The 26959-nt window shown below is 56.7% G+C and carries 20 protein-coding genes and 1 pseudogene; 6 read left to right on the top strand and 15 right to left on the bottom strand.

Annotated features, from left to right (window positions below; genetic code table 11):
- Positions 1-4: 4 nt before the first annotated feature.
- The 9 genes from CX511_RS09985 to CX511_RS10025 form a co-directional block, all read right to left on the bottom strand.
- Positions 5-2116: a hypothetical protein gene (locus CX511_RS09985; RefSeq protein WP_143527736.1), complete on the bottom strand. Its 2112-nt coding sequence runs from the start codon at positions 2114-2116 to the stop codon at positions 5-7.
- Positions 2117-2299: 183 nt separating this feature from the next.
- Positions 2300-3661: a DNA cytosine methyltransferase gene (locus tag CX511_RS09990; RefSeq protein WP_101292896.1), complete on the bottom strand. Its 1362-nt coding sequence runs from the start codon at positions 3659-3661 to the stop codon at positions 2300-2302.
- 525 nt (positions 3662-4186) lie between these two features.
- Complete coding sequence (locus CX511_RS09995) at positions 4187-4531, bottom strand: hypothetical protein (protein WP_101292868.1); 345 nt, start codon at positions 4529-4531, stop codon at positions 4187-4189.
- Positions 4528-5508: an integrase domain-containing protein gene (locus CX511_RS10000; RefSeq protein ID WP_101292869.1), complete on the bottom strand. Its 981-nt coding sequence runs from the start codon at positions 5506-5508 to the stop codon at positions 4528-4530. The genes CX511_RS09995 and CX511_RS10000 overlap by 4 nt, the downstream gene beginning before the upstream one ends.
- Complete coding sequence (locus CX511_RS10005) at positions 5486-5845, bottom strand: hypothetical protein (protein WP_101292870.1); 360 nt, start codon at positions 5843-5845, stop codon at positions 5486-5488. The genes CX511_RS10000 and CX511_RS10005 overlap by 23 nt, the downstream gene beginning before the upstream one ends.
- The gene (locus tag CX511_RS10010; protein ID WP_101292871.1) at positions 5829-7211 is read right to left on the bottom strand and encodes a YfjI family protein; all 1383 of its coding nucleotides are present in this window, start codon (positions 7209-7211) and stop codon (positions 5829-5831) included. Before CX511_RS10010 ends, CX511_RS10005 begins: the two co-directional genes overlap by 17 nt.
- A gap of 966 nt (positions 7212-8177) precedes the next feature.
- On the bottom strand, positions 8178-9434 hold the full coding sequence (locus CX511_RS10015; RefSeq protein ID WP_101292872.1) for an integrase domain-containing protein: 1257 nt from the start codon (positions 9432-9434) through the stop codon (positions 8178-8180).
- Between the two features lie 270 nt (positions 9435-9704).
- Positions 9705-10697 (bottom strand): restriction endonuclease, encoded by a 993-nt coding sequence (locus tag CX511_RS10020; RefSeq protein ID WP_101292873.1) that lies wholly within the window; start codon positions 10695-10697, stop codon positions 9705-9707.
- A 232-nt stretch (positions 10698-10929) separates the two neighbouring features.
- On the bottom strand, positions 10930-11499 hold the full coding sequence (locus CX511_RS10025) for an HNH endonuclease (RefSeq protein WP_101292874.1): 570 nt from the start codon (positions 11497-11499) through the stop codon (positions 10930-10932).
- A 687-nt stretch (positions 11500-12186) separates the two neighbouring features.
- On the opposite strand from CX511_RS10025, the gene CX511_RS10030 reads away from it, so the two are divergent.
- Both CX511_RS10030 and CX511_RS10035 read left to right on the top strand, forming a co-directional pair.
- Positions 12187-12414 (top strand): hypothetical protein, encoded by a 228-nt coding sequence (locus CX511_RS10030; RefSeq protein WP_101292875.1) that lies wholly within the window; start codon positions 12187-12189, stop codon positions 12412-12414.
- A 150-nt stretch (positions 12415-12564) separates the two neighbouring features.
- Entirely contained in the window at positions 12565-12882 is a 318-nt protein-coding gene (locus tag CX511_RS10035; RefSeq protein ID WP_101292876.1) for a DUF3077 domain-containing protein, read from the top strand.
- A 93-nt stretch (positions 12883-12975) separates the two neighbouring features.
- Here the strand turns inward: CX511_RS10035 and CX511_RS10040 are convergent, their stop codons facing one another.
- Both CX511_RS10040 and CX511_RS10045 read right to left on the bottom strand, forming a co-directional pair.
- A complete protein-coding gene (locus tag CX511_RS10040) occupies positions 12976-13938 on the bottom strand; it encodes a bifunctional GNAT family N-acetyltransferase/nucleoside diphosphate kinase regulator (protein ID WP_045184170.1) in 963 nt (320 codons plus the stop codon).
- A 161-nt stretch (positions 13939-14099) separates the two neighbouring features.
- Positions 14100-14303, bottom strand: a complete 204-nt coding sequence (locus CX511_RS10045) for a hypothetical protein (protein WP_101292877.1) — start codon at positions 14301-14303, stop codon at positions 14100-14102.
- Positions 14304-14568: 265 nt separating this feature from the next.
- On the opposite strand from CX511_RS10045, the gene CX511_RS10050 reads away from it, so the two are divergent.
- Positions 14569-15888, top strand: a complete 1320-nt coding sequence (locus CX511_RS10050) for a hypothetical protein (RefSeq protein ID WP_143527738.1) — start codon at positions 14569-14571, stop codon at positions 15886-15888.
- Between the two features lie 74 nt (positions 15889-15962).
- On the opposite strand, the gene CX511_RS10055 is transcribed toward CX511_RS10050, so the two are convergent.
- Together CX511_RS10055 and CX511_RS10060 are read right to left on the bottom strand one after the other, a co-directional pair.
- Positions 15963-17117 carry a patatin-like phospholipase family protein gene (locus CX511_RS10055; RefSeq protein ID WP_143527740.1) on the bottom strand — a complete coding sequence of 385 codons (1155 nt, stop codon included), beginning with the start codon at positions 17115-17117 and terminating at the stop codon, positions 15963-15965.
- 32 nt (positions 17118-17149) lie between these two features.
- Positions 17150-18883: a hypothetical protein gene (locus CX511_RS10060; RefSeq protein WP_101292879.1), complete on the bottom strand. Its 1734-nt coding sequence runs from the start codon at positions 18881-18883 to the stop codon at positions 17150-17152.
- A 249-nt stretch (positions 18884-19132) separates the two neighbouring features.
- On the opposite strand from CX511_RS10060, the gene CX511_RS10065 reads away from it, so the two are divergent.
- The gene (locus CX511_RS10065) at positions 19133-22873 is read left to right on the top strand and encodes a tetratricopeptide repeat protein (protein WP_158240003.1); all 3741 of its coding nucleotides are present in this window, start codon (positions 19133-19135) and stop codon (positions 22871-22873) included.
- Between the two features lie 93 nt (positions 22874-22966).
- Here CX511_RS10065 and CX511_RS10070 read toward each other — a convergent pair.
- Positions 22967-23359: pseudogene (locus tag CX511_RS10070) on the bottom strand (tetratricopeptide repeat protein); the annotation flags it as partial.
- Between the two features lie 111 nt (positions 23360-23470).
- Positions 23471-24043, bottom strand: coding sequence for a LuxR C-terminal-related transcriptional regulator (locus CX511_RS10075; RefSeq protein WP_101292881.1), 573 nt, complete (start codon positions 24041-24043; stop codon positions 23471-23473).
- Between the two features lie 149 nt (positions 24044-24192).
- Here CX511_RS10075 and CX511_RS10080 point away from each other — a divergent pair, with 149 nt between their 5' ends.
- Positions 24193-25371, top strand: coding sequence for a thiolase domain-containing protein (locus CX511_RS10080; RefSeq protein ID WP_101292882.1), 1179 nt, complete (start codon positions 24193-24195; stop codon positions 25369-25371).
- A 2-nt stretch (positions 25372-25373) separates the two neighbouring features.
- Positions 25374-26909 carry a class I adenylate-forming enzyme family protein gene (locus CX511_RS10085; protein ID WP_101292883.1) on the top strand — a complete coding sequence of 512 codons (1536 nt, stop codon included), beginning with the start codon at positions 25374-25376 and terminating at the stop codon, positions 26907-26909.
- Positions 26910-26959: the final 50 nt, after the last annotated feature.

Raw genomic sequence — 26959 nt, forward strand, 5'->3', positions numbered from 1 at the left:
GTACTTACCCCTTGAATCTGATGATATTTCCCACCTTCAATGGGAAAATGTCTCTGCCGATGATGAGATCTACGTTGCCGTCTACAAAGCTCTTGTCTCTCGCGATTTGGCCTGCGGTTACCGATTTTACCTCGTCGAATAAAGCGAAAACTTCTCTTGGCAATGATGCTGGGTCCAGACCTTCTTCTAGCTCTACTAATGCTTTGTATAACGCAAAAGTTACCGGTATATAGCGGTTGTGGACTTTCATGAAAGGAAAGCGATTAGCAGGGCGATGAATATCCCCTCTAAACATTTCCATCGAGGTTCTTACACTCCGCACTCGAAGAGAAACCTCTCGATCCCAATGTGCTACAGGCTGACCGAATGTCGTCGAGAGAGGTATTCTGAAGAACGATCTGTCATCATTGACTAACTGCTCGACTAAATCCTCAAGGGACTCATGTTGGGCGTCAGCTTTATAGAGGTCGGCATATTGGCTAAATAAGTCGAGATCCTTCGAGATGCCATATTTGACACCTAGGCTTCTTTTTGCTAGCCGTCCCGCAAATTGCCTAATCGAAGATTGCAAGCGGCGAGCCTGTTTCGATACTTTCGTCGGGTGGTACTGGCCCATCAAGGCGTCGTCCGCTTCCGAAAGCTGCAATAGTAGTTTTCGCTCGCTTACCGTTAGCCTGGTAGATACGAGCGCTAGCCCATCTTTTACGGATAGACTGAAGTTTTCGTCTACAGTATTGGCTGTGATTGAGTCTTCTTCTTTATCTATATATAAAAGTTGTTCTCCGTGCAGTAGTGCAGGATCTAGAAATGTAGCGAAATCTCCAGCTAGAAGCTCACTTATGTCATTGTGCTCTTTTTCGGACAATGTCTTGATAGATCCGAAATGATACTTTGCCTTGTTAAAAGCTTTGATGTCCAGTAGTTCTGGGGGCTTAGAGCTAGCTAGCACAGCCTGATATGCTTCAAGGTGTTTGCCTGAGGCAAGCCGTGGCCAATTAGAAAACAACCTATGTTGATAAAGTCGGGAGGTTAGTAAGTATCGCGCGCGCACGCCAACTAATGTAGATGGACCTTTATCTTCCAGTAGGAGCATTCTGGCTGTCCACTCACACGGAGAATAGGTTCTGCTGTCTATCGTTAAAGATCCAGGCTCACCAATGAAAAGATGAGAGATTAGAGAGTAGAGGTCGCGGAAGGTCCACCTTTTTCCTGATGCCAGCTCATAGTAGTAAAGGAATTTAATTAGATTGTCGCGAGCCTTTTCGTTTGCAAGCAACATTTTATTTTGACAAAATGGGCAGTCAGATCTATTGATGCAGGCTGGTTTCCATTGGGAGTCTGCTAATGCCTTTTCTAATATTTGATGTGCGACAGCTCTATTGGTAGCACTGTTTACAGGGGCCACCAGCGAATCTACATCCATTGGCCAGATCGCCAAGCGACTTCCAAGGAGAGGCCAACATGCAGGCGCATCCACGCCGCCACTCACAGCAGAAATTATATTTGAAATAAACGACGCCATTTCTGTGTCGTTGTTTCGGATTGCCAATGCTGAGGTGTTTGCGAGAATGCCACGATTCACACAGCCAATGTATATGCCGGTGTACTCGCCGTCCTTAATTTCACGAAGTTCATTGAGCAGCAGTGATTCAGCTGTTTCCTCGGGGCGAGCTGGGTCTTTGTCAGTGGCGTCTTGCACAAGCCTAATTGTTGGTGTGACGGTGCTTAGCCCGAAGAGTGGGCCATCTAACATGACTTCAGTTCGTCGAGGGGGGAGGCTGTCAGAGTGTAGTTCGTACTGTGCTGCGAACTTTGCTAGCAATTGACCATTTGCGCCGGATAGTTTGTCAAAACTCTCAATTGCTCCTTCCACAGCATCGGTTTTCCCATTTCCTGGTCCCCCAACCAGTAGAATTGCCGTTGGTGCCTCTGGTTCTCCGTTTAAAATTGAGTCCACCCATTCTGAAAGTTTTTCAACGAGAGGTGTTGTCAACTGTTCTTTAACAGGCCGTCCTGTTTGTTTCTGGAACGGCTTTCTGACCCCGCCGTCTTTGGCGCCCGACCAGTTAATTAGACCCTCTGGGTACAGCAATTCCTCTTGCTCTTTGGATTCCATATTAACCCTTTGCTATAGATTAAATCTTAGTGATTCTACGGACCAGGTGTCGCTTGAGTTTACACAGCCTGGAGGGAAGAAAGACCCTTGATGCATCTGGCCGCGCGCAATGCACGCAGCCCAGATATGAAGTAAAGTTAGGCTCGTCATTTGCGCTTGACAAGTGGTTAACTAAGCGCTAGATCAAGCTATATCTAATGTGGTTTGTATCATTGGTGTTGTTGTTTCACTATCGACATATTCTGACGCCTCTTTCAACGCAGCCGTTAAAGCCAAGCCGATTGCTCTCGCAAGGTATGGAGGAACTGCATTACCAACTTGAGTATACCTTGGGCACTCTTTAGTTCGCTGGCTTCCACCTGTGGTGAATTTTCCTCGGAAGTGGAACCAGTCAGGGAAAGACTGTATTCGAGCTGACTCACGTACAGTTAGGATTCTCGGCTCGCTATAGTGAAGGACGTCGTCTGGAAGCGTTGTGATTGTTGGTGCGGGACTGCTAGAACGCATCAGACAGATCCGATGCTTCTTCAGACCATATTTTTCTCGTTGCGCTGCATTCATCAATGACCCTTTTACACAGTCAGGATCGTTAATGATGTTCATGAAACGTTCACGAATTTCGGGTTTGTGCTTGGCGAGTCGAGCGCTATCTAGTACGGTACCGCTGCCAGCACGCATAAGTCGTTGGTAGGTGGTTCTAGCGTTGGCGTTAGCAATTTCTTGAAACCCATTGCGAGAATAAGGGTCCGTGCATGGACGAGTGCCCGCGTGCACTGTCTCAAGATCGGAAATAGCGTCCCATGAACTTACTTTTTCTGGCAGGTCGAATTCTTCCAATTGTTGGATTCTAGAGTTTTCTAGCAACTCGAATGCCCGAGAAACTCCTCCCTTGAGGTTCAGCGCCAGATCTTTGCGTAATCCTATAACGATTAAGCGTGGTCGCTTTTGCGGTACGCCGAAGAGAGATGAGTCAACGATTTTTCCAAGAACTTGATAGCCGACTTTATTGAGGCTTTCTACAAGCTTGTCATAATAAGACTGGGGCTTTAATTGAATCCCAAGCGCTTTCCATGCTTTACCAGTATGAGCTACCTTCATGCCTGGTACGTTTTCCAAAACGAGCGCAGCCGGTTGAATCGCTTCAACCATTTCCACATATTTTTCGAAAAGCTTGTTCCGAGGATCAGACTCTACTCTCTTTCCAGCGAAGCTGAAGCCCTGGCAAGGTGGTCCCCCGGCTAAGATATGAACCTTTCCTTTCAGCGTGGACAGGTCGGCAGGGTGTTGCTTAAGGATGTCATCAATACCCCAAGCTTTTTTTTCCAACCATGATGGCCAGGAAAATTGATTAACTGGTACTTCCCGGCCTTCAAGCAAGTTTGCTGATAGCGTCGAAAACGCCATTTTATCGCGTTCGACGGCGAAGACACCTCTGAGGCCCGCCATAGACAGGCCAAGTGATAGCCCTCCACAGCCTGCGAAGAGGTCCGCGAACTGTAGAGGTTGCCCATCACTGGGCAGTGGGCAAAAATCGGTAATTTTCATGTTCTCCTGCCCGGGTATGGCGGGGTTCGAGCTAGCGGACGTCTCGTGGGCGCAACCAAAGGATTGGCCAATAGCTGCGGCCGCATCGTGGGCCTCATCCATACTTAGGCTAAAAAGTTTACTTGACATCTCGTCGGGTTCGACCTTATTAGGGCGTAATGGCACAATAGTGTTAGAAAATGGATCTGCCTGCAAGCAACCCCCAGATACAGCATGATGAGAATCCAAATTTATCCCTTTGATTCCTATGGGATTATTTTGCTGGTCGGGATGTTCTCTCCTGCCAACCGGTAGATGCATGACCGAGTCCCTTTAGGCCAGGGTGGTGAGGGAAACCTAAGACCGTTCCTTCAACCAGTGTAGAAATATGGGTCAATCCCTTGACAGCTAGCCGATTTATTGACTGTGTCGAGACAGCTTCGACGCTGTGCAGGCGGATTCTGATGCAAAGTTTATACTGTATTTATAAACAGCTTTCGATCTGGTCAACGCTGCAGCCGTGAATTGTAACCGCGGTTTTCTCAATCACTGGCGGTTAGTCAGCGATTTTCCCGTTCGCGGTGCTCGACCCAAGCGCGGATCTCTGCTGTCGATATTGATTCTCATTTGGCTCTTGGCTCCGAGCCGTTTCCGGATCAGTAGAACCGTAAGGTAGTAGTAATATCTGGTGTCTTTCGCCCGCATTTTCAGATGCTGAGTGAGAAACCAGAAAAAGTGCTTATATTGCCACGTCCAAGGGTTTTCTCGATGCCAGCGCTGACGAACTGCCGCCTGCATGATCTTGGCTTGGCGGATGTGTCGTTGCTGTACCGATTTTGATCCGGTCAGCACACCACTTAAGAAAAGCTCCATGTCGAAAGGCTTGCTTATGATCTGCCTCCAAGGTACGCAGTCACTACATCGATTCGGCCGTGCCCTAGTTCAAGGCTTATTTGCTGGCGGGCAATTTGGTCAAGATTGCGATCGATGCGAGCCCCTTCGCCGCTATTGACCGGGGCGGTATGCCCCGTGAGTTGTTTGTAGCGCTCGCATGCGTAGGCTGCTCGTAGGTCATGGAATCCCTTCAATCCATGCTTTTTAAGCATGTGACGGGACGAGCGCACGGTCTGCTGCAAGAACGCAGCGTAGGTTTCCGCCCGGGTTAGGAGATTGCGGCTTCCATCCGGCGAGGCTTTTTGGGCAAGGGAAAGCGCCGCTTTCACCTTTTCATTTACCGCGATCCAGCGCGGTGCAGATGCGCCTGATCGGCCGCCTTTGGTGCCTTCCTGGATATTGATACGACCCAAGTGCTTGGCCTTGTGTTGCAAGCGCGGCAGGTCCGCCAGGATCGCTTCGCGCAGGCGCATACCGGTTGCTCGGCTCAACATGACAATCGCTGCCACTCGCTCGTACTGTTGTTCGAGCAATATCTGCACTACTCGCTGCACCTGTTCATGCTCTTGGCCATCTGGAGCTCGGAAGCGTACGTTGGAGCGCTGCAGCCCCAACGCCAGGCTCGGGCTGATAACTCTCACGTTCTGATCACCGCGCAGCGCTGCGAGGGTTCGGTTAACGCTACTCAGGCGGTTTTGCGCGGTGGCGATACACAGTGCGCCATTCTGGATCTCTCGGCGAAGATAAGCGGCATAGTCATTTAGCGTCTGCCGATCGATCTGACGCGCATCGTTGTAACCGGGGCCGTCCTGTGACCGGCACCAGCGCACGAAGGCTTGCCAGCGATCGCTGTGTGCTTTCACGGTGGCGAAGTGGGCGCCTGCGAACATATCCTCGAGTGCCTGCCGCCCGGCATAGCTCAGTTGGCGACCATAGCCAAAGTTGCGACCGTCACGCCGACCGACCAGCACCATTGTCTTCACCTTGATCGTTGGTTTGTAGGTGCAGCAGCAGGGCTTTCCAGTGGGCGCTGATGCTGTCCAATTGTCCCAAGTGTGCTGGGCGGATAAGAAGGGCATTTTCGCTGTGTTGCAGCAAAGCCCCTTCTCCTTGCAATTGCTCGATGAGGCGAGCGAGGTCGATTGACTCAGATGTTGGAGCGGCGACAGCGGCGACACTGGCGACAACCCCCGCCGCATCTGGATTGGCACGTGGCGACAAAGTGGTGGCTGTGGCGGCGACACACCTTAACTCGGTCGGCGAGCGATGTTGCGCTTGATAGCGGCGCACGGCGTCATTGAGTCGGAACATGGCGCACCTCGAATATATCCCCATCATTGTCCAGCCAGTTATGGGTAACCAGCTGCAGCAATAACTCGAAGGTGTGCCGCGTACTTTTACGGGCAAACCGAGGGCCGTTTCGCGTGAGATCGCGCAGGCGAAACGGTGGCCAGTTCTTCTTTATCAACCAGCGCAGCAGGCAATCAGCCTCTGCGCGAAGCTTATTCAGTGGTTCCTGTTCAGTCAGGCGTTGGTTTTCGGCCAGGTAGTAATCCATCAGCGTGGAGGCGCGCTGAATGTGCATGTCTTCCAATACAGTCGACTCCTCAACCACCGCCATCACACCAGCCATGCGTAGTACGTTCGCGGCGGCTTTGCTCGCTGCAGCTTGCACGTTGACCAGCTCGCCGAATTCCCCAGACTCGCATTCAATGGTGTCGTGAATGGCAATCCATGCTTCACGGGCGCGTGGGCTCAACTCTATGACCGCAGGTGTGAGGCCACCATCTGTATGCCGTGACCAAGGCTTCTGCATCAGCGCGGCGATGCGCTGCTGGTACAGGTGCACCTTTGGATCTCGGGTCAGGTCGATGGCTTTGTACAGCCGTTGTCCGACCAGACGCTCGGGCCAACTGATCAGGCAGCGCCCCAGGATGCCCTGGTCTTTGATATCTGCGTCCTGAAGCCGGGGTTGCAGCATCAAGTGCATGCTGAGACGGCGGTCATAGGCACGCAGACTTTCCCCTGCCATCGCGCGCGACCGATCAATCGGGCTGCCGTCCCACAGCGTCGACAAGTGAGTGATCGCCTTGATCATGTTGTTCTTGCTCATGGTGCTGCCGCCTAAAAACTGGCCGCCTTCATCGCTGAACAGACCCATGCTGGGCAAGCCGTGGCACAGGCTTTTGACCAGGCCCTCAATGGTCGGCTCAGCACTGAGGAGTCTCGGTTGGACGGGTTCAGGTTGGGCGTCCAGCGCTAGCTGTGCTGACTTTTTCGAGGTCGGTGACTTCGCGGTGAGGCTCATTGAAGCTCGGTGCGCCTTGAGCTGTTCGCCATAGGCGATCCACTGCTGTCTTTCCCAGTCGCGTACGGCCTGCAGCGCAATATGGTCCACCGCGCTCTTGCGATCACCCGAGCAAGCCACCGTCAGCAAGTACAGCGGCAACGGATAAATTCGGCCGTCGAGGTGAACATTGGCGTGCGCCTGGCTCGCCAAAGCTGTCGTGGCTAGAACAGATTGCGCGGCCATGGCGCAGGGCACGCCGATCACATCGGCCATGCGTTCCACGGCAGACCCCAATAGATCGCCCAGCGCCGCGACCGGGTAGGGTAGGGGCGTAACCTGCTGTTCCAACAAGGGGCGTGGTGGCCCTTGTACTTCGCGCAGTTGCATAGCCTTCCTCCATAAATTACCGATCTCTCCCTCACGTCATCCCGCCAAGAATGCTGAGTGTTATCAGGGATCAAGGCCCCTGCGACCTGTGAGGGTGTCCACTGACGCGGGACTGGCGGCTCCTTACTACCAGGAGCAAGGGCATCTCATGATCTGGCCTCCTGAGCACCGTTGCCGGTGGGCGGGTGGAGGCTGCATTGGCTGACGAGACCAGTGCCGCGAGATCCTGAGCCAGGTGCAAGCAGCACTGCGATGACCGGGACATGCCTGACTGTCAGTCAGGTGCAGTCCATTCCCTGGGCTGCGGCACCATCATCTACAGCGCTGTTGCTGGTGACATCGGCGTTTGTCACGCCGATTGTCACGCGGGGAATTGCCGCAAAGCCCTGTGCGATCAGGGCTGCAGCAGTGGTAGGAGCGCCCGTCTCTTTTCTGGAAAAAGAGACGGGCGAACGGTTGGCGCAATACGTTGGCCGAGCAGGTTCATTGCTGCAGGGCTAAAGGGTTAGTGGGCAGCCGCACTAGGCGGATTGTTTAGAGGGCGTCCATCATTCTGGCGAATGACCGTGCGAGCCTCCGGGCGCGAATCGCACTTTGGGATGAACCACCGGATTAGCGGCATGACCTTGAAGGCTCTGGTCATCTGGGGTGCTGCCTAAGGCAGCGCTTTGAATCTTCGTTCTATCGGTCACCGCGGCACGGGTCAATTGTTGACGGGCACATGGAAATGCGCCAGATTCCACCTCTGGCGTGCCTTGGAAGTCGGTGGGTGTCAGTGGCAGAGTGGCCGTTTGTCGCTTTTCTAGTGTTAGCCCGTGAGCATGGGGATGCGAAGCCTCCCCATGCTCACGGGCTTAGCCGGAGAAGCCAAAATCGAGGCGAGTTGGCGACTGTCGCCATCCGCTCAGACGGCAAGGATGTAGATGGCACGCGGTCTGTCGCCAGTGTCGCCGTTGTAGCCGCGCCCTATCGGATGGGTATTACGTTCCGATCCCTAGCCACATTCATCGCGCTGGCCGATAGATTACCCGTCGACGCCTTCAGAATGTACTCGCTCCACCAAGCCATCATCGGCCGCCGTCGCTCGATGTAGTCGGCTCGGTTGTAGGCACTGCGCACCTCATCCTTGTCGACGTGCGCCAGCGCCACTTCGATGAGCTCCGGGTCCCACCCATGTTCATTCAATATGGTGCTGGCCATCGAGCGCATGCCGTGGCTGACCAAGCGGTCCTGGAAGCCCATGCGTTTCAACGCCATGTTGGCGGTCTGGCTATTGGCGTGAGTACGAGGGTTTCGGTCTGCCGGGAAGACGTATTCCCGATGACCACTGTGAGACTTCAGTATCTCCAGCAATGACATGGCTTGATCGCTCAACGGGATGCTGTGTGGGCGGCGCTTCTTCATCCGCTCCGGTGGGATAGTCCAGACTCGCCTTTCAAAGTCGATGTCTACCCAGCGAGTAGTTGCCGCCTCGGCGGGGCGAGTCATCGTGTGCAACTGCCACTCGATCAGGCAGCGGGTCGTGCGCTTGATACTGGCATTCGCTATTTCCAGCATGAGCTCAGGAAGCTCCTCGGGTGGTAGCGCCGCCATATTTTCTTTCTTCGGTTTCTTGAATACCGCCCGAATCCCGCTGAGCGGGTTCGCGAAAATCATTCCCGAATTGACCCCGTAGGTCATGATCTCGTTGAGGCGCTGGCTAAGCCGCTTCACCGTTTCCAAGCGGCCTTTGGCTTCGATAGGACGAAGGATCTTTATCACCATCGGTGCGCTGACTTCCGAGATCGGAGTCGATTTCATGCTTGGGAACACGTGCAGCGTGAGTGAGCGCCAGATGTCCTCGGCATAGGCCGGCGTGACCGAGTCCTGTTTCAGCTCGAACCAGGCGGTAGCTACTTTCTCGAACGTATGTTCCGTCTCGGCTAGCTTGGCCTGCGCGAGATCATTGCGCTGAGCTTTTGGGTCGATCCCCTGCGCAAGTACTTCCCTAGCCTCAACCGCTTTTCGCCGAGCTTGCGCCAGAGAGACCTCAGGGTAGGAGCCGAGCGCCATGTTGATTCTATTTTTAGTGACCGGATGCCTGTAGTTGAAATTCCACTGCATCGAGCGGTTGACCCGGACTCGGAGCTGGAGGCCGTCGCCATCCGTGAGGACGTAGTCCTTGTCTTTGGGCTTGACCGCCTTGAGCTGGCGGTCGGAGAGGCGAGCTGTTTGAGCGCACATGGGAGAGCTCCATGACACCTTTTGGTATTCCCGAGATTAGCCCCAGGTAGGCTGGAATACCACCGGGAATACCGGGGAGGCTGGAACTCAAAAAACCGTTGTGGCCCTCAAAAGAGCAGTAAACCCTTGATTTAACTGGCTTCCAGGCACAAAAAAAGACGTCCGTGGACGTCTTTGATTGATCATTTGGTGGAGCCGAGGGGATTTGAACCCCCGTCTCGCCTTTGTTCAGTATTTCGGGGTCTACAAACAACTCTTTTCGCACAGGGATTAAGCAGGCCAATAAAGCCTCTTCAAAGGTACAATCCTCTTGGACTCAGCATCCGTAGCATCGTAGTGCTCAATCAACGCTCTAACTACATGATCCAGCGTCCACAGCGATAACGGAATAGAAGCGCGGTCCGCTTCGTAAAGTGCATCCTTACTGAAACCACCCGTACTGACGTACAGGCCACGATCGTCTTTATGACGGCCACCGAGGAAGCTACGAATATCCTGGCTACCCATCTGCCCCTTGCGGTGTTTCACCTCGACAACAATACGAGGGTTCTCAAACCCAAATCCGTCCGGTGAAGCAACGATGTCTTTCCCACGGTCCGAGCCTGGTGGTGAAACCTGAGTTTTGTAACCCATCGCACGTAGAATTCCCGCAACGAGATGCTGCATTTCGTCCCAATCAATCTCGCTCACCCGGTCTTTGATGCGCTCCACTGCTTGAGATTCGATATCAGCGAGTGGGTCGGCAATAGCTTCATCGGTGACGTCATCGGGCTCTGGAGCTGGGCCACCTTTTAATGCTGCCAAGACTTCTGCTGCAGCTCGGGCTGGCACTTCGAAAACGGTCAGGGTAGACCCCAAGCTGTTTTTGGTGGTTACACCCAGTTTCTCGCGTGACAGTTCAAGCCGTTGCCATTGTACTTTTCGAACCAGCGCCATGCCTTGTTCTGCCCACTCTGGGTGGTGCTCTGCCATCCCAGTGATTGTGCCGACCAGGTAGAGGCGGTTAGCAGGAGAGTAGGTTATGACCCAATCACCACTCTGGATTTCGTTCACGAAACGCCAAACCTGAGAGGCGCCTGAAACAATGGTGCCTTGTTTCATTTGAGGTTCGATCGACTGATACAAGGACATCAATTGTTTGCGTCCAATACCTGGCTTGGCATGGGGGGCTAATTGGACCCATCCGATGGCCGCAACTTCTCTCTCGCGAAAAGCTTCGTACAAGCTTCCCCCTTCGCCGCGAACCATCCACATCCGTGCCATATCGTTTGCCTTGTCAGTTGATTCAGATTTCGGGCCAATGGAGCCGCGTAAGTCAGAAAGGTGAAAGCTAAAAGCGGGAGTTTACCCGAACTGAAAAATGCCCCCTATGAAAAGCTAAATCGCTTCCGGTGCTTCTCAAGATAGCGTCGATTGCCTTCACTCAAGGTAGGAATCGATGCGTATTGGTCCAGCCCGAGGATTTTGTGTTCCTCCGCTGCCAAGTCGTCGCTGATCAGCAGTTGCCCATTCTCACCAAATGAATCAACCCGCAGTCGAAGAGTCGATCAATGTGGGTGGCCAGCAGCAATCCATTGTCTGTATCCAAACGGGCGTGGTTGTCGGCTAAGGCCCAAGCCTGAATGTGCGAGGCTACTAACAGATTGGGATTTTTTAGCCCGGTCAACGCACCCTTTTTCTCCCAGCGTTTGAGCAATCCCGTTCGAAATGCGCCTTGGCCAACTCGAGCCTTTACGAGCGCTTCTCGTGTCGTAACGGTAGGGGCTTTTCCTGGCGATCCAGCATCAATGAGCTGGTCTTCGTAGTCAGCAATAACTTCGGCCTGCTCCAACAAGTACAGTGCTGCATCAGCAGGCAGGTGTGCCATGTAGATTTGATTCACACTACCTTTGCTGTTGAATAGGGTCGGCTCAGTGTTGACATCAAATTGCGCTTGATAGGTTGGTGCAATGTTGTCGCTGCGTAACGGTCGCTTGAGGTCGGTGAGCGCAATATCAACGCGGTTCCCTTGGTTACTCCACTCGTTGAACGAGCGGGTAGCGGGGGCGCTCTGCTTGATAGGCATCTCGTTCGGCCGTAGCAATGGCCCGTAGGTAGTTGTCGTGGTAGCAGAAGATCAAGTCTCCAACTTTGACCTTTCCGACGTTGTCCCAGTGACGGCGGGTTTGTTCCTTGCCTGTTTGTGAACGCGAGCTTAGCGGGGCCCAGAGAAATTTGCCTTCTCTCGCTTCCTTGTGAGTCGTACCCAGGTTTACCCAGAAAAATTGCATCTCGCGTCCTTAAAATCGTGGCATATCGCCAGCGAAGATAGCGCGAGATCCTACAAAACTGAAGGGCAGGTCCTACATCGGGTTATTCGCTTTCCTTCAGCACAGGAACTCATACCAACTTCCGTGCACCGCAATACGCTTTCGCTCCCGGTTGCCGACGGATTTGCAATCCGTGGCATGCAAATTCTCAGAATTTCCCGATTCCCTGTAGTCCATTTCCGAATCATACTCCCCCCGCCTTTAAGCCATTGCGATGGTGCCATTAGCGCTCTAGTCTCGGCAGGTCGTTGCCAATTCAACGACCGGCTTTGACAGGCCGCAACAAATGAAACCATCAGTGCAACTGCGTAATGGCGGCTGTGCGTGGGGCACCTTCGTGTGCGCCGGGTTTCTTCGTTTACCGGTCTGTCAACCTGCGTACAGCTGCCACCCTTTGTTTGACAGCATGGGCGTGGTAGCTCCATCCAAACGGAGCAATACCAATGCTAAAAATCGTCCCAGACCCACCCCTCAGCCCCAACCAATCCCTCGAAGACATCCTCGTCCAAATCTCCGAATACCTGGTCTGCGCCATGACCGTGGCACAGCAGACGGTCCTGCTTCATTCCAGCTCTCCGGGCCAGATCCTGACCTTGTCCACCATGCATGAAATCGACAACGCCCGCGCTTTGGTTGAAGTGGCGTTGAGTAAGGTTCAGTTGCGGCATTGATCTGGCGGCTGTAACAGCGGGGTTTCCCGTGGTCGAGCGAGGGTGGCTGGTCTGGCATAGGCGAGCGCTTTGCGCTCGATCGCGGGCAACACCCGCTCCTACAGGTATTGGCGTCGCCCTGTAGTTGCATTGAGGGCTAGGGAGGTTGGGATGGATGAGGATTCGCGGTCGAGTCTCAAAACGCTAGGCGTCGGCACCTTCGCTGAAGGCGAGGGCGGGGCAGGCGCTGAGCGGTTGTTTCGGGTCCAACCTGGGCACGGTGCGGCGTTTGTGCTGGAGCAGGTTTCGATCATGATGGGCTGTGCGCACCACCTGACGTTGCAAGCCGGCCTTGAGCAGGACGGTACGTCGGCGTGGGCAGCGCATTATCTGGTGGGGATGGCCAAGGCGTTGGTTGAGGATGTGGCCCATGCCATGGTCGTTGAGTCGGGGGCCAGTCGTCCGCTTCAGCCCGATCATAGGCGGTGAACGGCGCAGCCTGTGGCAGAGGGCCCGCATCAGGCACGGAAAGCCTTGGGGGATTTTCGCGCCTGATGGTCGAACACTTAGCTAAAGGCGCAATTACAGGTGGAAATCGCCCGCGGCCTCCGGCTGGTAAAGCACTTTCCTGATCCCGATCCGGCGGGTCCGGTCAGATACTCGCCAGTCGATGGCGTCCCCCTCCTGATAGCCCAGGATGGCGGCGCCGATGTCGGAACACACGGAATACTTCCCGGCGCTGCTGTCCGCGTCTTCAGGGTAGACCAGGGCCACTTCGATCTCTTCGTCGTCCAACTGCAGCAAGGCCCTGGAGTTCATCGTGACAACATTGCGCGCCACCTGCTGCGGCGTGACGACAATGGCTCGCTCAAGCTCATGTTCGAGTTCAACAACGGTCGGGCCTTCCTCGAGCGCGATCAGGCTCTCGAGCCTGGCCTTGTCGATTTCAGTGATGTAGATCTCAGTGGAGTCGCCAATGGCACCTTCACGCAAGCACTGGAGATAGCGCCCCGCCGTCATGGAAAATGACTTCAATGTCGGCGTTTCGCTCTCAAGCAGAAAACCGCTGCGCAGAAAAACTTTCAGCGAGCGCGTGTTGTCCGGGTGGATCTTGGCGATGAGCTTCTCGGCCCGCATGTCGAGGAAGGCCAGTTTCATGCCTTCGCGGATCGTGCGGGCGCCAAGGTTTCGGCCCCATTTGTCGCTGTCTCCGATAACCAGAACTATCTCGCAATTGGAGCCGGTCTTGATCAGACGGACAAAGCCCACCGGGGCATCATGCCGGTCGTAGGCCATGAAGAATCGGCCACCCCGGTTGAATAAATGGGTCAGGATCGGCAATTGAGTTCGATCAATGACTTGCTCGATGGAGCGGGAGACATGACGCGAATCGCTCAGATAGCAGGTAACGCGCTCATCTTCCAACCAATCCATCAGTGTCAGTGCGTGTGCCCGAGTAATTTCCGGGCACAGCGAAATGAAAGGCTTGTTCATCTTCACCACAGTTATTTGGAAAGAATGAAAGCCCTTCATGGCTATGGCCATGACGGTTCTTTCGGCAACCGGCCATTTTACGACATAACGCGAGTAATGCCGAACAGCCGTCGAAGATCTGGTGCATGGCCTGCCAGCATCAGCATAAGGCTGGACCGGTTTTCTGGCAGTGAAAGCCGGCCCCGTGTTGAAGCAGGTGTGCAGTCTGGCGATCAGACCGCTACAGCAACCAAGTCCATGCTTCTGTCTTGAGCATCAATGATGAAGGGCAGCGGCAGGGGGTGTGGCGTGTCAATGGAGGTAACCTCGAAACCGCCCACGACCAGGGGCTGCCGCTGTTCCAGTACGATCGATTCCTCCGCCAGCCGTTTGACCATTCTCGCGTGGTTCATTGCGATTTCATTGAGCGTTGACACGGTACATCTCCGATAACTGAGCAGGCCATTCGTTGGGCGTGCTCAAGCGTTAGTGTTGGCCGCTGCCGCGTCAGAATTATGTCTTTTCCGGGCCGCTGGAGCCGCATTGTGCAATAGCCAAGCCAGAGATTGGTGGGTTTTTGTGACGGAATTTCAAATGCGACGAGTGGCGCTATTTCACACTGCTGGCTTTGAAGATTGCCATCTATTTGCCATTATCCGTGCCACGATTTGATACCCAAGGTTTGAACACACGATGAATCAGATGGCCGCGCAAACAGTCGCCTCGCTATGGCCGCACATGCAGGGGGTGGGGCCGCTGGGTACGCCAGCGCGTAATTCACCGTTTGAGGTCGGCGAGGTGACGGCCGATCGTGTTGTAGTTCGCACCGGCAAGTCGGCGAAAACCAAGGTGGTGCTTCCCCGAATGGCCTTTGAAGCAGCTCTGGGCTATCTGCTCACACATGGCCATCACGCTGGCAATCCCTGTGAGATTGCCGCCGCCGATGCGCCCGAGAAGGCCGGCCCGCTGTGCTTGGCCTCGCGTCTGCTGCCGTCGGGGAAATATGGGGTTCGCAACATCACGTATGTGCTGCCGATTCTGCAACAGCTCGGGGTGGTGGAGATCAATGCGGATAAGCCTTCCCGCGTTTGGTTGGTGAACCAGACAGCTGTGCCTGTGGCCGGTCCTGGTCTTGAAGAGGCGGTGAAGGTCGATGCCGGTGCATCCCTTTTGACACCTATCCAACACGCCTTCGCCGATCACCTGGCGGTGCTGTGGGCGGGTGAGGCGGATTCGTTTGTTCACCGCTATGCGATTACCGATCACCGTGCTTGGAACACCTGGAAAAAACGCGGGCATCGTGGTGAGTGGTGGTGCAATACCTTGCCTCAGGCAGCCGCGCATTACTCCTGGTATGAAAAGCCGGCACCTGATGATTTCGCCAGCATCGCAGCGCGTCTGCGCGTCGCGCTGGCGGCCAATGATTGTCGCGCTGCGCAACAGGCCTGCGAAGCATTGTTCGCTTGGGGCAATGTGGCGTTGGGCAAGGACGGTGGCGCGCGCGCCTGGATTAACGCACAGGTGGCCAGCGCGACGTTGTGTGAGTCGATTCTGCTGGCGGTCGAATTGCTTCAACCGAGTTGTAGCAAATCGCTGGAGGCGTTCGATGACGAGCGTTTGCTGATGAACTCGACGATGACCAAGGTATATGCGGCTGCTGATCCACTCAACATCATCATTTATGACGGACGCGTAGGGGCCGCGTTGGGGCTGCTGGCCCGGCGCTGGTTGCTGGCAGACGGTAAGCAGTCGGTGCCAGATGATCTCGCCTTTTGCTGGGGCGGTAAGCGTGATGATCCGGCCGACACGCGTAATCCTTCGTTGGGCCGCCTGCGTTTTTCCAAGTTGGGATACACACCCAAGCAGGTGTTGGAATGGGCGAATCTGGTGCGCATCAGCAATCGGATCTTGCGTCAGGTGGCTTCGACACTTCGTGCGCAGGGGCAATCTGTCAGGTTGCTGGACCTTGAACGGGCCTTGTTCATGGTGGGGTACAACGTTGTCGGTGGGGATACATTGTAGGCACGAGCTTGCCCCGCGATGCGGCTGACAGGACGCAATTGCAGGGCGCTTTTGGGTTGTTTGCGTCTACTCAGTCAAGCAACTACCTGCCGCTGATGCGCAGGTACTTGCTCGATGAAGCGCTCGAAATGTTCCAGGCGGACTCTGCTTTTCGCCACGGCCCGGCCCACGGTCTGCATGTCGTGGATCAGGTCGGTGGCGTCGAGGCGGTGCAGGTTGCGGCCAATCAGTTCTTCGCAGCCTATTGAGGCCAGACCCTGGCTGGTCAGGTCGACGTTGTAACGCGCATAGGTGAACAGCGGCGCACTGTGCTGCAGGCCGATCATGTCGCCCAGTTCACTGTCCAGCGGGTCACCCGCGACGCATTTACCAAAGGCACGGCAAAGCATGTCTTGCTGGTTTGCCGACGCCAGCATCAGGCCGGCAGGTGTCGAGGTTGCGGTGTAGAGCAGGTTCATCTGTCTGGGGGTCAGTTCCGGTGCCGAGGCCGGATGCAGGCCTGTGCCCACCGACACCAGCAGCATGTCGTCTTCACCGGTTTTCCAGCCCATGCGATAGGCCGGCAGCGTGGCACTGAGGTAGGAGATGAACGCCGGGTTGTTGTAGGGGGTAAGGCCGCCGTCGATAAACACGAACGGTTTTTTCAACCCCGGAAAATGGATGGTTTCCGGGGCAAAAAAGGTGGGTGCCGCGGTGCTGGCGCGCACAATACGCCACAGTGGCAGGTCCAGGTTGCAACCTGGCCCCGGCTGGTTGTACTGGGCATAGGGGTTGTTGGTGAGCAGCCAGGGTGAGTCTGTGGTGGCGTTTTTCAGTACCACCATCAGCAGGGTTTTCAGTTGCTCGGAGCCCAGGGTGGTGTGTTCGCCGAAGCGCTCCTTCATCAGGCGCTCGAGCTCGCCGTGAACATAGCGATGAAAACCCATGCGTTGCCACCAGCCCGCACGTTTGAACATGCGCTGGCCGGAGGTGTTGTACAGGTCACGTAGTTCATCGACCTCCATGCCCAGCGACAATCCGGCTGCCAGAATGGCGCCGGTGCTGCAGCCGGAGACGAAGTGAAACCAGTCGGACAGGCGCAACTGCGGGTTGCCGGTACTCACGCGCAGCAAGCGTTCGATCTCGGCCAGTATCTCTACCGCGATCACGCCGCGTATGCCACCGCCGTCGATGGTCAGCAGGCGCTTTTTGCCCTCGCTTCGGACCATGCCCTGAAGGACTGAATTCACTACAGGCTTCCTTTTGTGTCGTTGATTGGCGCTCAACCGCCGTGGGCGGGAACAATGGCCTTGCGTTCGGTGGTGGCCAACCAGCTCATGTGCTCACGGGACAGTTCAACACCGACCACTTCGAACACGGCTGGGCCCATGCCCTCGGCTTGCGGGCTCGCCACCAGCGCTTCGACGCGCTCAAGGTAGCGCTCGGTCGATTGGTACTGCGCGTGCAGTTCCTTGATGGAGGTGTTGTTGGCGTGCAGCTCCAGCACCGCGCCGATCACCGGAATCCAGCCGATTGCAAACACAATCAGGTCTTTCCAGGCCAGCTCCAGCCCAGGCAAGGTGGTGTGCTTGAAGAAGGAATAGAAGGACAGCAGCAATACACAGAGGATCACTGGAATGCAGATGGTCGCCTTGACTACGCGTTCGATTTTCTCGTGCTTGAGGTGCAGGCGATGGCGGGCTTTGTGGTAGTACGCGCGCTGGGCGGCAATCCAGTCGTTAAGCACTTTGCTGCGCTCTACGGGAAGCACGCTGGTGTGGTTGCCACCCAGCGACGCCTGCCTGATCAGGGAGACGATGGTGCGGCGTTTGTCCTGGCCTTGGGCCGGTAGCCGTTGCGCCAGCGAAGCGTTGCCTTGCGGATCGACCAGGCCCAGCGCTTGCCAGAAGAATTCGATACGTAACGACTCGGAAACCGCGCGGTAAAAGGCGTAGCGGAATTTGGTCCGGTTGGGCTTGGCCCGCAGGTACCAGAGGAATGACAGCACAAACAGGCAGACATAGCCCGCCAGCACCAGGGCGACAGGGAGGATCTTTGCGTAGAACAGGAACACGCTGGTCAACAGCAGGGTCAGCCCGGCCACGGTACGGTGGGTGCGGTCGGTCTTGAGTTGCATGGCGTTGGCCAGGCCGTCGAAACGCTGGAACAGTTCGCCTATCGATTTCAGGTCGGCAGAGCGCTGGCTGTAGAACGGCTGGTCGCCGCTCGGCCAATGGCCTTGGCTCTTGCTGGTGTGGGCAAGGGCTTGGCTTGAGCGGTTCAACTCGCGCAGATGTTCCAGGGTGTTGGCCGGCGGTTTGTCGCTGACGCTGACACCTTCAGCGCCGGCACTGAGGATGTAGCCGCAGTTTTGATCGATGGCACTGGCAGATTGACGATTGGCGCTGATGCGGTAAACCGGCACGGTGTCGACATCGTGCAGGTAGCGGCTGATGTCGTTGCGCAGCTGGCTGGCGGTGTCTCGTGTGCGCGCCAACAGTGCCAGCGGTTGCAGTGCCTGCAAGGTGAGGTGCTCAGTGCCGCCAGGCTTGGGCTGCGCACCGCGATTGGCTGAAAGGTTGCCATCCCAGATCACCACCAGGATGTCGGACTTGTTAAGCAGGTAGTCACCCAGGTTGCAGTAGGCCTGCTGGCGCTCACTCACTTGCGGCAGTTCCAGTACCGGCAGGCCGAGCGCCTCCAGCTCTGCGTGGAGCGCATCGAACGCCTCCAGCGCTGCGCCGTGGAAGTCTTCGCGGTAGTGCGCCAGCGGCATCGGATACACCGTTACCGGCTCAACCGGCAAGCCTTCCTTTCGCAGCGCCAGGGCAGTTCTGGCGATCAGTTGATCGGCCCCTTCGGCAAGCCCGGTGATCACCCGCAGGGCCAGGTCGGGGTACTGCCGGCGCAATGACGCAATCAGCTCACGGAACTGACGTTCAATCCGCGCAGCGTCCTGGGTGAGAACGTCGCGATGCCCGCTGACACCAATGACAATGGAAAGGGGTTGGCTCATACCTGTGGATTCACTCATCAACTGGAGAGCATCCGGCGCACTGGGGCTACTGCCTAAACTCGACATGACATCAATGTGCCTTTACTCAAAGAGCGCCAGCATATCGAGGTGAGATAAGGATTAGGAGGCGTAGATGGACATTATTATGAAAAACTTTCCGATTATTGCGTGGCAGCTCCAATTCAGCTTTAAATGTTACTTGATATTGATTGGCCATTATCGGCTTCGAGCTCGCTCACGGACGTCTTCATGCAAAATGACAGCAGCACAGTCAGGGAAATCAGGGTCTTCCTTTCCTCAACATTCAAGGATATGCAGGCCGAGCGACACTACCTGCTGACACGGGTATTTCCCGAAGTGCGTGAGGCGTGTGAAAGCCGAGGGGTGGGGTTCACTGAAATTGATCTGCGCTGGGGCATCACCGAGCAGGAAGCTGAAAAAGGCACAACCGTCGCAGTCTGTCTGAAAGAGATCGACCGCTGCCGTGAATTCCCGCCGTTCTTTATCGGTTTTCTGGGCGAGCGCTACGGCTGGGTTCCAGACCAGGCGATGCTCAATGACTACCTGCAGGGTAAGGAGCTCAGTGAGTACGTCGGCAAGATCCAGACGGCGCTGGACAAGAACATCAGCGTGACTGAGCTTGAGTTTGATTACGCGCTTGAGGGGCATCAGCAGGGCCGTGCCGAAGCATTGTTCTATTTACGTAGCAAAGCGCTGACCAGTGAGCTGTACAGTCAGTCAGGCGGCGCGCAGTCCACCGATTTTTATGACCCAGGCCACGGCAAACTTGAGGTGCTCAAGCACAAGCTTCGCGCCTCAGGCGTCATCGAAATCGATAATTACGCGTCGGTTGAAGTCTTTGGTGAGTCGGTAAAGGCTCAGTTGCTGCAGGAGCTGGAGCGCCGCTACCCGGAACAGCAGGGTGCCCTGGCTTTGCTGCGCCTCCCGCATGAGAACTTTGCCAGCACGCGCCTGAAATTCTATGTGCCGCCAGCAGGGTCTTGCGAGGCGGTATTGGGCTATTGCCATAGCCGGCTGAGCGGCAAAGAAAAACGACCTGCGTTGATTATCGGTGAGCCGGGAGCAGGTAAAAGCGCCTTGATGGCTTATCTGGCACGCAACCTGCCGCGCCAGTCAGTGCTTGCAGGCGCCAGAGTCCTCGACTTTCACATCGGTGCCGATGGTAAGCGGGGAATCGATCAGTGGCTTGACGACATTCAGGTGTTGCTTGAAGGCCGCGTAACGCCAGAGCAAGCATTGACGCAAGTGCCTTCTGGAAACGAAAAGTGGCAGGCACTGGTCCAGTTGCTGTCGCGAAGCGTCGCCACAGCGCAAGGCAAGCCGCTTATTCTGCTCTTGGATGGTGTCGAGCGATTCGATAACCCAAGCCAGGCGCTGCGGCAGTTCCAGAAGCTGTCCTTGCCTGGACAGGTCATCGTCATTCTGTCGGCGACACCGAGCCTGGATGCAGGCGAGGAAGCGGTCTGGCGCTATGGGCTTGAGCGCGCGGATGCTGCGCTTCTGCGCACAATGATCGATACCTACACCCTCAACTACCGTAAGCGTTTACCGGATGCGCTGGTCAACCAGCTGATCCAGGCGCCAGCAATGACCTTGCCGGTGTACATGCGGGTTGTCCTTGAACAAATGCGCATTCGTTCGGCCCATGAAACGCTTGAGAAAGATATTCAGGGGTTGCTGAGTCATGCGGATGTTGGAAGCCTGTTCCGCTCGATGCTCACCGCGTGGGACCTTGACCTGAGCACGGCAAACCATCCGCAGATCGTGACCCAGGCGGCACAATACCTGTGCGCTTCGCGGGCGGGGCTTTCCGAGCGCCAACTTGCCTTGCTGCTGGCAAGCGACAACGATGAGCCCGAAGGCGATAGCGGGCAGAAGCGCGCCCCGCAGCTGCTCATGAGTCGCGTGCTCTCGGTTTTGCGTCCTTACCTGGTGCGCTATGAGGGGCGTGAGCAACTGATGCATTCGTCGCTGCAGTCTGCCGTCATGCAGGGTGCAGATGAAATCCTTATTCGCCAGGAGATCATTCACATCGTGGGGTGGGCGAGCAATGGCCAGCATCCGTCGCTGAGTAATGCGCTGGGCAGCTTCACCCCGCTGGTGATCGCCGAGCGCATTTTCCAAGCCTGTGAGCTGCTTGCCCTGGATTCTGACGACGCCGTGGCCTTGGACACGCTGCGTTGGGATCTGCAAAAGCCGCTTTGCGTCGTGGCCTGCTACCAGTCTGCCCCGGCAACCTTGATGCAAGCTTTCGCCACGCTCGGTGCTCAACAGCCAGAGCCTGCTCAGGCGATAGCGAATATCACCGCCGCCTGGAAAACCAGCTCGCCGCTCTGGTTTCCGCTGGCGGTCGAGGATCTGGCGGTTTGCAACCAGATTACCCACCAGTTCATCGACCTTTCGTACAACGCGCTGTGCGAAGCCTGGTGCGCATTTGTTGCCGAATTGATTGCCGGCCGCTTTAACAACAACCTCACGCTGCAGGCGCGTAACAACGCCAACCTGGCCGCGATGTACATTGCCAGTCGACGTCCGCAAAAGGCGGAACGCCTTGAACGGCAGGTGTTGGCCCAGTTTGAAGCCGCGTTCGGCAAGGACCACCCAGAAGTCGGCAAGGTGTTGGCGGTCATCGCGCTTGCCCGCTATCAGCAAGGTGATCTTGCCGAGGCGGCGAGCCTCGGGAGCAAAGCTTACAAGATCCAGTTGGCGGCTTATCCGCACGGCAATCGAGACCTGGTACAGATACTCAGCAACCTCGGTTTGACCTACAGGGACCTGGGGAAACTCGACGCGGCAGAAGCAATGCTGCTCGATGGTTTCAAAATGGCGGCCAAGGTTTTCGACGCGTTCGACATCGACTTCATTACCCTGACAGTCGTTCTGGCGGACACCTACTGTGATAAACAGGACTACATCCGAGCTCGCGCATTCGCTGCCAAAGCGCTGGAGGCTGCTGGAAACTCGCTACCCAGCTGGCATCCGACCCGCATCCATGCACTCGTAACTCATGGGAACGTGTGCGCGGGCCTGGACAAGGTCAAGGATGCCATTGAGGCCTACCAGACAGCGTACGCAATCTTTCTTGATACGGCGCCCGATGACCATCAACAGCTCTACACCCTGGAGTGCAACCTGGGGCAATTGTTGCTCAAGCAAGGCATGCTGGTTGAAGCGCAAGAGGTGCTGGGCAATGCCGTTGAGCGCAGTCGACACTTTCCTTCCGCGACCGGGGACGCCAGTAGCGCCCAGGAGATGTTCAACCAGTGCCTTACGTTCAGGTTGGACCAACAGCACCTTAAGGCTGAGCTGGCACACCGTCGGCTCATGGCCAGAGACTCGGCTACACGCTGCGGTCTGGTGATGTACCTGAACAATCTGGCCGTGGAATATAAAAACTGTGGTCAGTTCTTGATGGCGGAACAGTGCTTCCTGGAAGCCCTGGACATCGCCAAAGACCTGAGTGAGATAGACACGGCTGACCGCGCCATCGTGTTCAATGGCCTGGCGGCTTTGCGTGAAGAACAGAACCGCCTGGAGGAGGCCGAGCAGCTGTTTGTGCAAGTGTTGTATTTGCGTGAATCGGCATTTGCCAGCAACGATCAGCGCATCGCTCATTCGTGCTACCTGCTCGGCTCGGTCTACTTCAAGCAAGAGCGCTATGAGGAGGCAGAGACCTATCTGGCGCGTGGTGTCGCAACCTTCAGAAGCGTCAGAAAGGCAGACATCCGGGCGTTTGCCGACTGCCTGAGCGTGTACGGCATGGTGCTCAAGAGAGTTGCCCGATTGGAGAACGCTCGCGCGCAGATGAAGGAGGCAATTGCGCTGTACAAGAAGTGTGGGCGTGCGGCGGCCTCAATGATTACGGGGCTTTCGCACGAGATTCACGAGATCAACATGCAACTTGGCGATACCGGTGCAGTACCCGGCGGTGGGGCGACACCGAACTGGTGGAAACCCTGGACCTGGTAATCGAGCTACGTCGAGTGTGATGCCTAGCGGTTAACTAGTTGCAGCGACTCAACCCCCCACCAGATAGGCGCCGAGCGGAGTCTGATGTTTGGGCTCGGCATGGGGCGCGGTTGCCGAAGCCTGGGCCCGCTGCGCCGCCTGTATCAGTTGCATGTTGCGGTTGCGTAGCTGGATGTTGCGCCCAACTCGCAGGTTGGAGCGCATCGCCAGCGTTTCGGCCTGCTGGTACTCGCCCTGCTGAAGGCGCAGCACACCCAGGTAATGCAGCGTTGCAGGATTGTTCGGCTGAATATGCAGCGCACGCTCCAGCGTGGCAGCAGCCTGGTCCAACTGGCCATCGGCATACTGCTGCGAGGCGGTTTCAATCAGGGTGGTAGAGGCGTTGTTGCTGTGCGCGGAGGTTCTGCGTTCGGCTGCAACCGAGCCTAGCGATGCGGCTGCGCAGAACGCCAGGATAAGACCTGGCAGAAGACTCTTGGTGGGCATCAGGGGGACTCGGCTGAAACGCTGTTCGGCTGGGGGTGGTTTGGGCGCTTTATAGACTAGGCCAGTGACCTGAAGTTCCCGCTGCTACAGCCCCGAAACCGCCAGGCGTCGTCAGTTCAATACGATGATCTTCGACACCAACTCCGCACTGTTCTTTGCCTGCAACTTCTTCATCAACCGCGCTCGGTGCACCTCCACCGTGCGGTGCGATATAGCCAGCTTGCGCCCGATCTCCTTGCAGGTCAGGCCGTTGACGATATGCGCAGAGATTTCCCGTTCCCTGGGCGTGAGGTTGACCGTGGGTCGAAATACCCGGTCCATGCGTTCGAAGTGCCACACCATCAACTGAAAGGGATCTTCCGGGGTCAGGGTGTAGCCGTTGGCCCGCGTCCAGAACACTTCGCCGCTGCGGTGCTGCATAAAGCGCTCATCCGAATACGCACCATTCTTGGCATGGCGCAGCCAGCTCAGGCTGCGTTCGCCAATGGCGTGGTAGTCCGCCTTTGAGGGATAGAGCTTGAGGATCAGTTCGCCCAGCAGGTCGTCGCGCTGGTAGCCGAACAGGCTCTGGAAGGCTTCGTTGAGGTCGAGCATGCGCCGGTTGCCGGTGATCACTTGCGGTGCAGGCGATACCTGGAAGGCCAGGCGTTCAAGGTCTTGCAGTTGTCGGGCTGGGTCGGTCATGGCGCAGGCCTCCCGCGTGCTGATGATGTGTTGCCTCGCAGTATCCATCAGTCGGGCTACTCATCCCTATACGTAGTTGCACGAATAGCGAGGGCTTCGGGGTTGGGGCCATTGTAAGGAACGCCTGTTCAACCAGAAGGATAAAAACCATGGCTACCGATTCTGTCAGCATCGTCGCCGCCGCGCATTCGCGCTTTGGCCGCCTTGGCGACGCTACCCTGGAAGACCTGATTGTCGACGTCACCCGTGCCGCCCTGACGGATGCTGAGGTGGCGGCGTCGGAGGTCGATGCGCTGTTTCTCGGCCATTTCAATTCAGGGCTGGTGCCTGACGGGTTTGCGGCTTCGTTGATGTTGCAGGCCGATCCGGAATTACGCTTCAAACCGGCTACCCGCTGCGAGAATGCTTGTGCCTCTGGCGCGGCAGCGATTCAGGCGGGGATCAATGCGATTCTGTCTGGCAGCGCAGACCTGGTACTGGTGGTGGGGGCGGAGAAGATGACCTCCAATACCACTGCGCAAGTGACCCAGGCCCTGGCCGGAGCGGGCTATCAGCATGATGTGGAAGAAGCAGGGTTGAGCTTTCCACAATTGTTCGGATTGGCAGCGGCACAGTACGAGCAGCTGTTTCAGAGCCCGCTGGCGGCCATGGCCGCCATTGCCGCGAAGAATCACGCCAATGCCATGGCCAACCCCTTGGCGCAGATGCACAAGGCAATGAGTTTTGATCACTGCAATACGGTGTCCGACAGCAATCCCTGCATCGCCCAGCCGCTGCGCTTGACCGATTGTTCGCTGGTCACCGATGGCGCGGCGGCGATTGTCTTGGCGTCGGCCAAGCGCGCCAAGCAGTTCCGCCGTGCGGTGGCGATACGCAGCATGGTTCAGGTCAATGACTTTCTGCCGTTGTCGCAGCGTAACGTGTTGGCCTTTGAAGGGCCGCAGCGGGCGATTCGCTGCGCCTTGGACAAGGCGCAGGTGACCCTCGCCGATCTGGATTTTGCTGAGGTACACGACTGTTTCACCATCGCCGAATTACTCATCTATGAAGCCATGGGCCTGGCACCGCACGGTCAGGGCCATCGGGCGTTGGAGGAGGGTATTGTTCAGCACGGCGGCACGTTGCCGGTGAACCTCTCTGGCGGCCTCAAAGCCAAGGGGCATCCAGTGGGGGCGACGGGGGTGTCGATGCACGCCTTGGCGTTTGCTCAACTGACGGGCAATCCGATTGGCCTGGCAGCGCCGAATGCCGAGTTCGGCTTGCTGTTCAACATGGGCGGGATGGCGGTGGCCAACTACGCCTCGGTGCTGCAAGCGCGGAGGGCGTGACGGTGAATATTGCCAATTGGCTGCACGCTGCCGCCCAGCGCTGGCCGCAGCGCCCGGCGTTGTTCGAGGGGACTCGACAGGTTGCCGACTACCAAGGTTTCGCCGCCAACGTGCGTGGCTTGGCACATGAACTGGTGCACGAACACGGGGTCGAGCCGGGGGATCGCGTGGCGCTGTTCATGAAAAACTGCTGCGAGTACCTGGAGTTGATGTATGCGGTGTGGTGGATCGGTGCCGTAGCGGTACCGATCAACTGTAAGCTGCACCGCAGTGAGGCCGGCTGGATTGTCGATAACGCTCAGGCGCGAGTGATCTTTACCGATGACGGTCAGGTGTTTGCGCCAGGCGAGCTGGCCCTGAACTGCCGCGAGTTGGCCGGGCGTGGACGGGAGGTGGAGGGCGCAGGCGATCATCAAACCACACCTTACCTGTGCAAGGCTGATCATCTGGCCTGGCTGTTTTACACCTCCGGCACCACCGGGCGCTCCAAGGGGGTGATGCTGTCCCACGGCAACCTGGTGGCCATGTCGCTGTGTTATCCGCTGGATGTCGATGCGGTCAGCGCCAAGGACGCCGTGGTGTATGCCGCGCCGATGTCCCATGGCGCCGGGCTGTACAACTTTATTCATGTGCGTTGTGGTGCTCGGCATGTGCTGCCGCAGTCGCGTGGTTTCAATGCTGATGAGCTGTTCGAACTGGCCACCCAGTTGGGCGATGTGACGTTGTTTGCCGCGCCAACCATGGTCAAGCGCATGGTCGAGCAGGCACGGCTGTCGGGCTATGCCGGTGAAGGCCTCAAAACCATCGTCTACGGTGGTGCGCCGATGTACCTGGCCGACCTGCAGGCCGCCGTCAGTACCTTCGGCCCGCGCCTGGTGCAGATCTACGGCCAGGGTGAGAGCCCAATGACCATCAGCGCGTTGCCCCGCGAGTTGATCGCCGATCGTCAGCGCCCAGACTGGGCACGTATCGTTTCGTCGGTGGGGCTGGCGCATTCCTGCGTGCAGCTTCGCGTGCTCGACGCGCAACTGTGCCCGCTAGCCGCAGGGCAGCCGGGCCAGATCGCCGTGCGCGGGCCGACGGTGATGCATGGCTACTGGCGCAATGAAGCCGCAACCCGTGAGGCGTTGGTCGATGGCTGGTTACTGACGGGTGATATCGGTTACCTCGACGATCAGGGCTATCTGACCCTCACCGATCGCTGCAAGGACGTGATCATCTCCGGCGGTAGCAACGTGTACCCGCGCGAGGTGGAAGAGGTGCTGGCGCTGCACCCGCAGGTGTTCGAGGTGTGCGTGGTCGGCGAAGCGGACGCGGAGTGGGGCGAGTCAGTGGTGGCTTTTGTGGTTACCCGTGATAACCAGCCATTGGATGAGCGTTCGCTCACCGCCTGGTTCATCGAGCGCATGGCCTCGTTCAAAAAACCGAAGAAGTACCTGTTCCTCGACGAGCTGCCGAAGAACAGCTACGGCAAGGTGCTCAAAACCACACTGCGTCAAAGGCTGCAGGAGGCTGCCGACACTGTTGTTGCCCCGTGAGGGGCGCCCCCGGGACTGTTTTCCATCAATAAGAACAAGACAGGAATACC

It is taken from the genome of Pseudomonas sp. S06B 330 (genome assembly GCF_002845275.2).
Lineage (GTDB): Bacteria > Pseudomonadota > Gammaproteobacteria > Pseudomonadales > Pseudomonadaceae > Aquipseudomonas.

Coding starts and splice junctions, on each gene's coding strand:
- CX511_RS09985 (WP_143527736.1), bottom strand. CDS start 2,116: ATGGAATCCAAAGAGCAAGAGGAATTGCTGTACCCAGAGGGTCTAATT.
- CX511_RS09990 (WP_101292896.1), bottom strand. CDS start 3,661: ATGAAAATTACCGATTTTTGCCCACTGCCCAGTGATGGGCAACCTCTA.
- CX511_RS10000 (WP_101292869.1), bottom strand. CDS start 5,508: ATGGTGCTGGTCGGTCGGCGTGACGGTCGCAACTTTGGCTATGGTCGC.
- CX511_RS10005 (WP_101292870.1), bottom strand. CDS start 5,845: ATGTTCCGACTCAATGACGCCGTGCGCCGCTATCAAGCGCAACATCGC.
- CX511_RS10010 (WP_101292871.1), bottom strand. CDS start 7,211: ATGCAACTGCGCGAAGTACAAGGGCCACCACGCCCCTTGTTGGAACAG.
- CX511_RS10015 (WP_101292872.1), bottom strand. CDS start 9,434: ATGTGCGCTCAAACAGCTCGCCTCTCCGACCGCCAGCTCAAGGCGGTC.
- CX511_RS10020 (WP_101292873.1), bottom strand. CDS start 10,697: ATGGCACGGATGTGGATGGTTCGCGGCGAAGGGGGAAGCTTGTACGAA.
- CX511_RS10025 (WP_101292874.1), bottom strand. CDS start 11,499: ATGCCTATCAAGCAGAGCGCCCCCGCTACCCGCTCGTTCAACGAGTGG.
- CX511_RS10030 (WP_101292875.1), top strand. CDS start 12,187: ATGCTAAAAATCGTCCCAGACCCACCCCTCAGCCCCAACCAATCCCTC.
- CX511_RS10035 (WP_101292876.1), top strand. CDS start 12,565: ATGGATGAGGATTCGCGGTCGAGTCTCAAAACGCTAGGCGTCGGCACC.
- CX511_RS10040 (WP_045184170.1), bottom strand. CDS start 13,938: ATGGCCATAGCCATGAAGGGCTTTCATTCTTTCCAAATAACTGTGGTG.
- CX511_RS10050 (WP_143527738.1), top strand. CDS start 14,569: ATGGCCGCGCAAACAGTCGCCTCGCTATGGCCGCACATGCAGGGGGTG.
- CX511_RS10060 (WP_101292879.1), bottom strand. CDS start 18,883: ATGAGCCAACCCCTTTCCATTGTCATTGGTGTCAGCGGGCATCGCGAC.
- CX511_RS10065 (WP_158240003.1), top strand. CDS start 19,133: ATGCAAAATGACAGCAGCACAGTCAGGGAAATCAGGGTCTTCCTTTCC.
- CX511_RS10075 (WP_101292881.1), bottom strand. CDS start 24,043: ATGACCGACCCAGCCCGACAACTGCAAGACCTTGAACGCCTGGCCTTC.
- CX511_RS10080 (WP_101292882.1), top strand. CDS start 24,193: ATGGCTACCGATTCTGTCAGCATCGTCGCCGCCGCGCATTCGCGCTTT.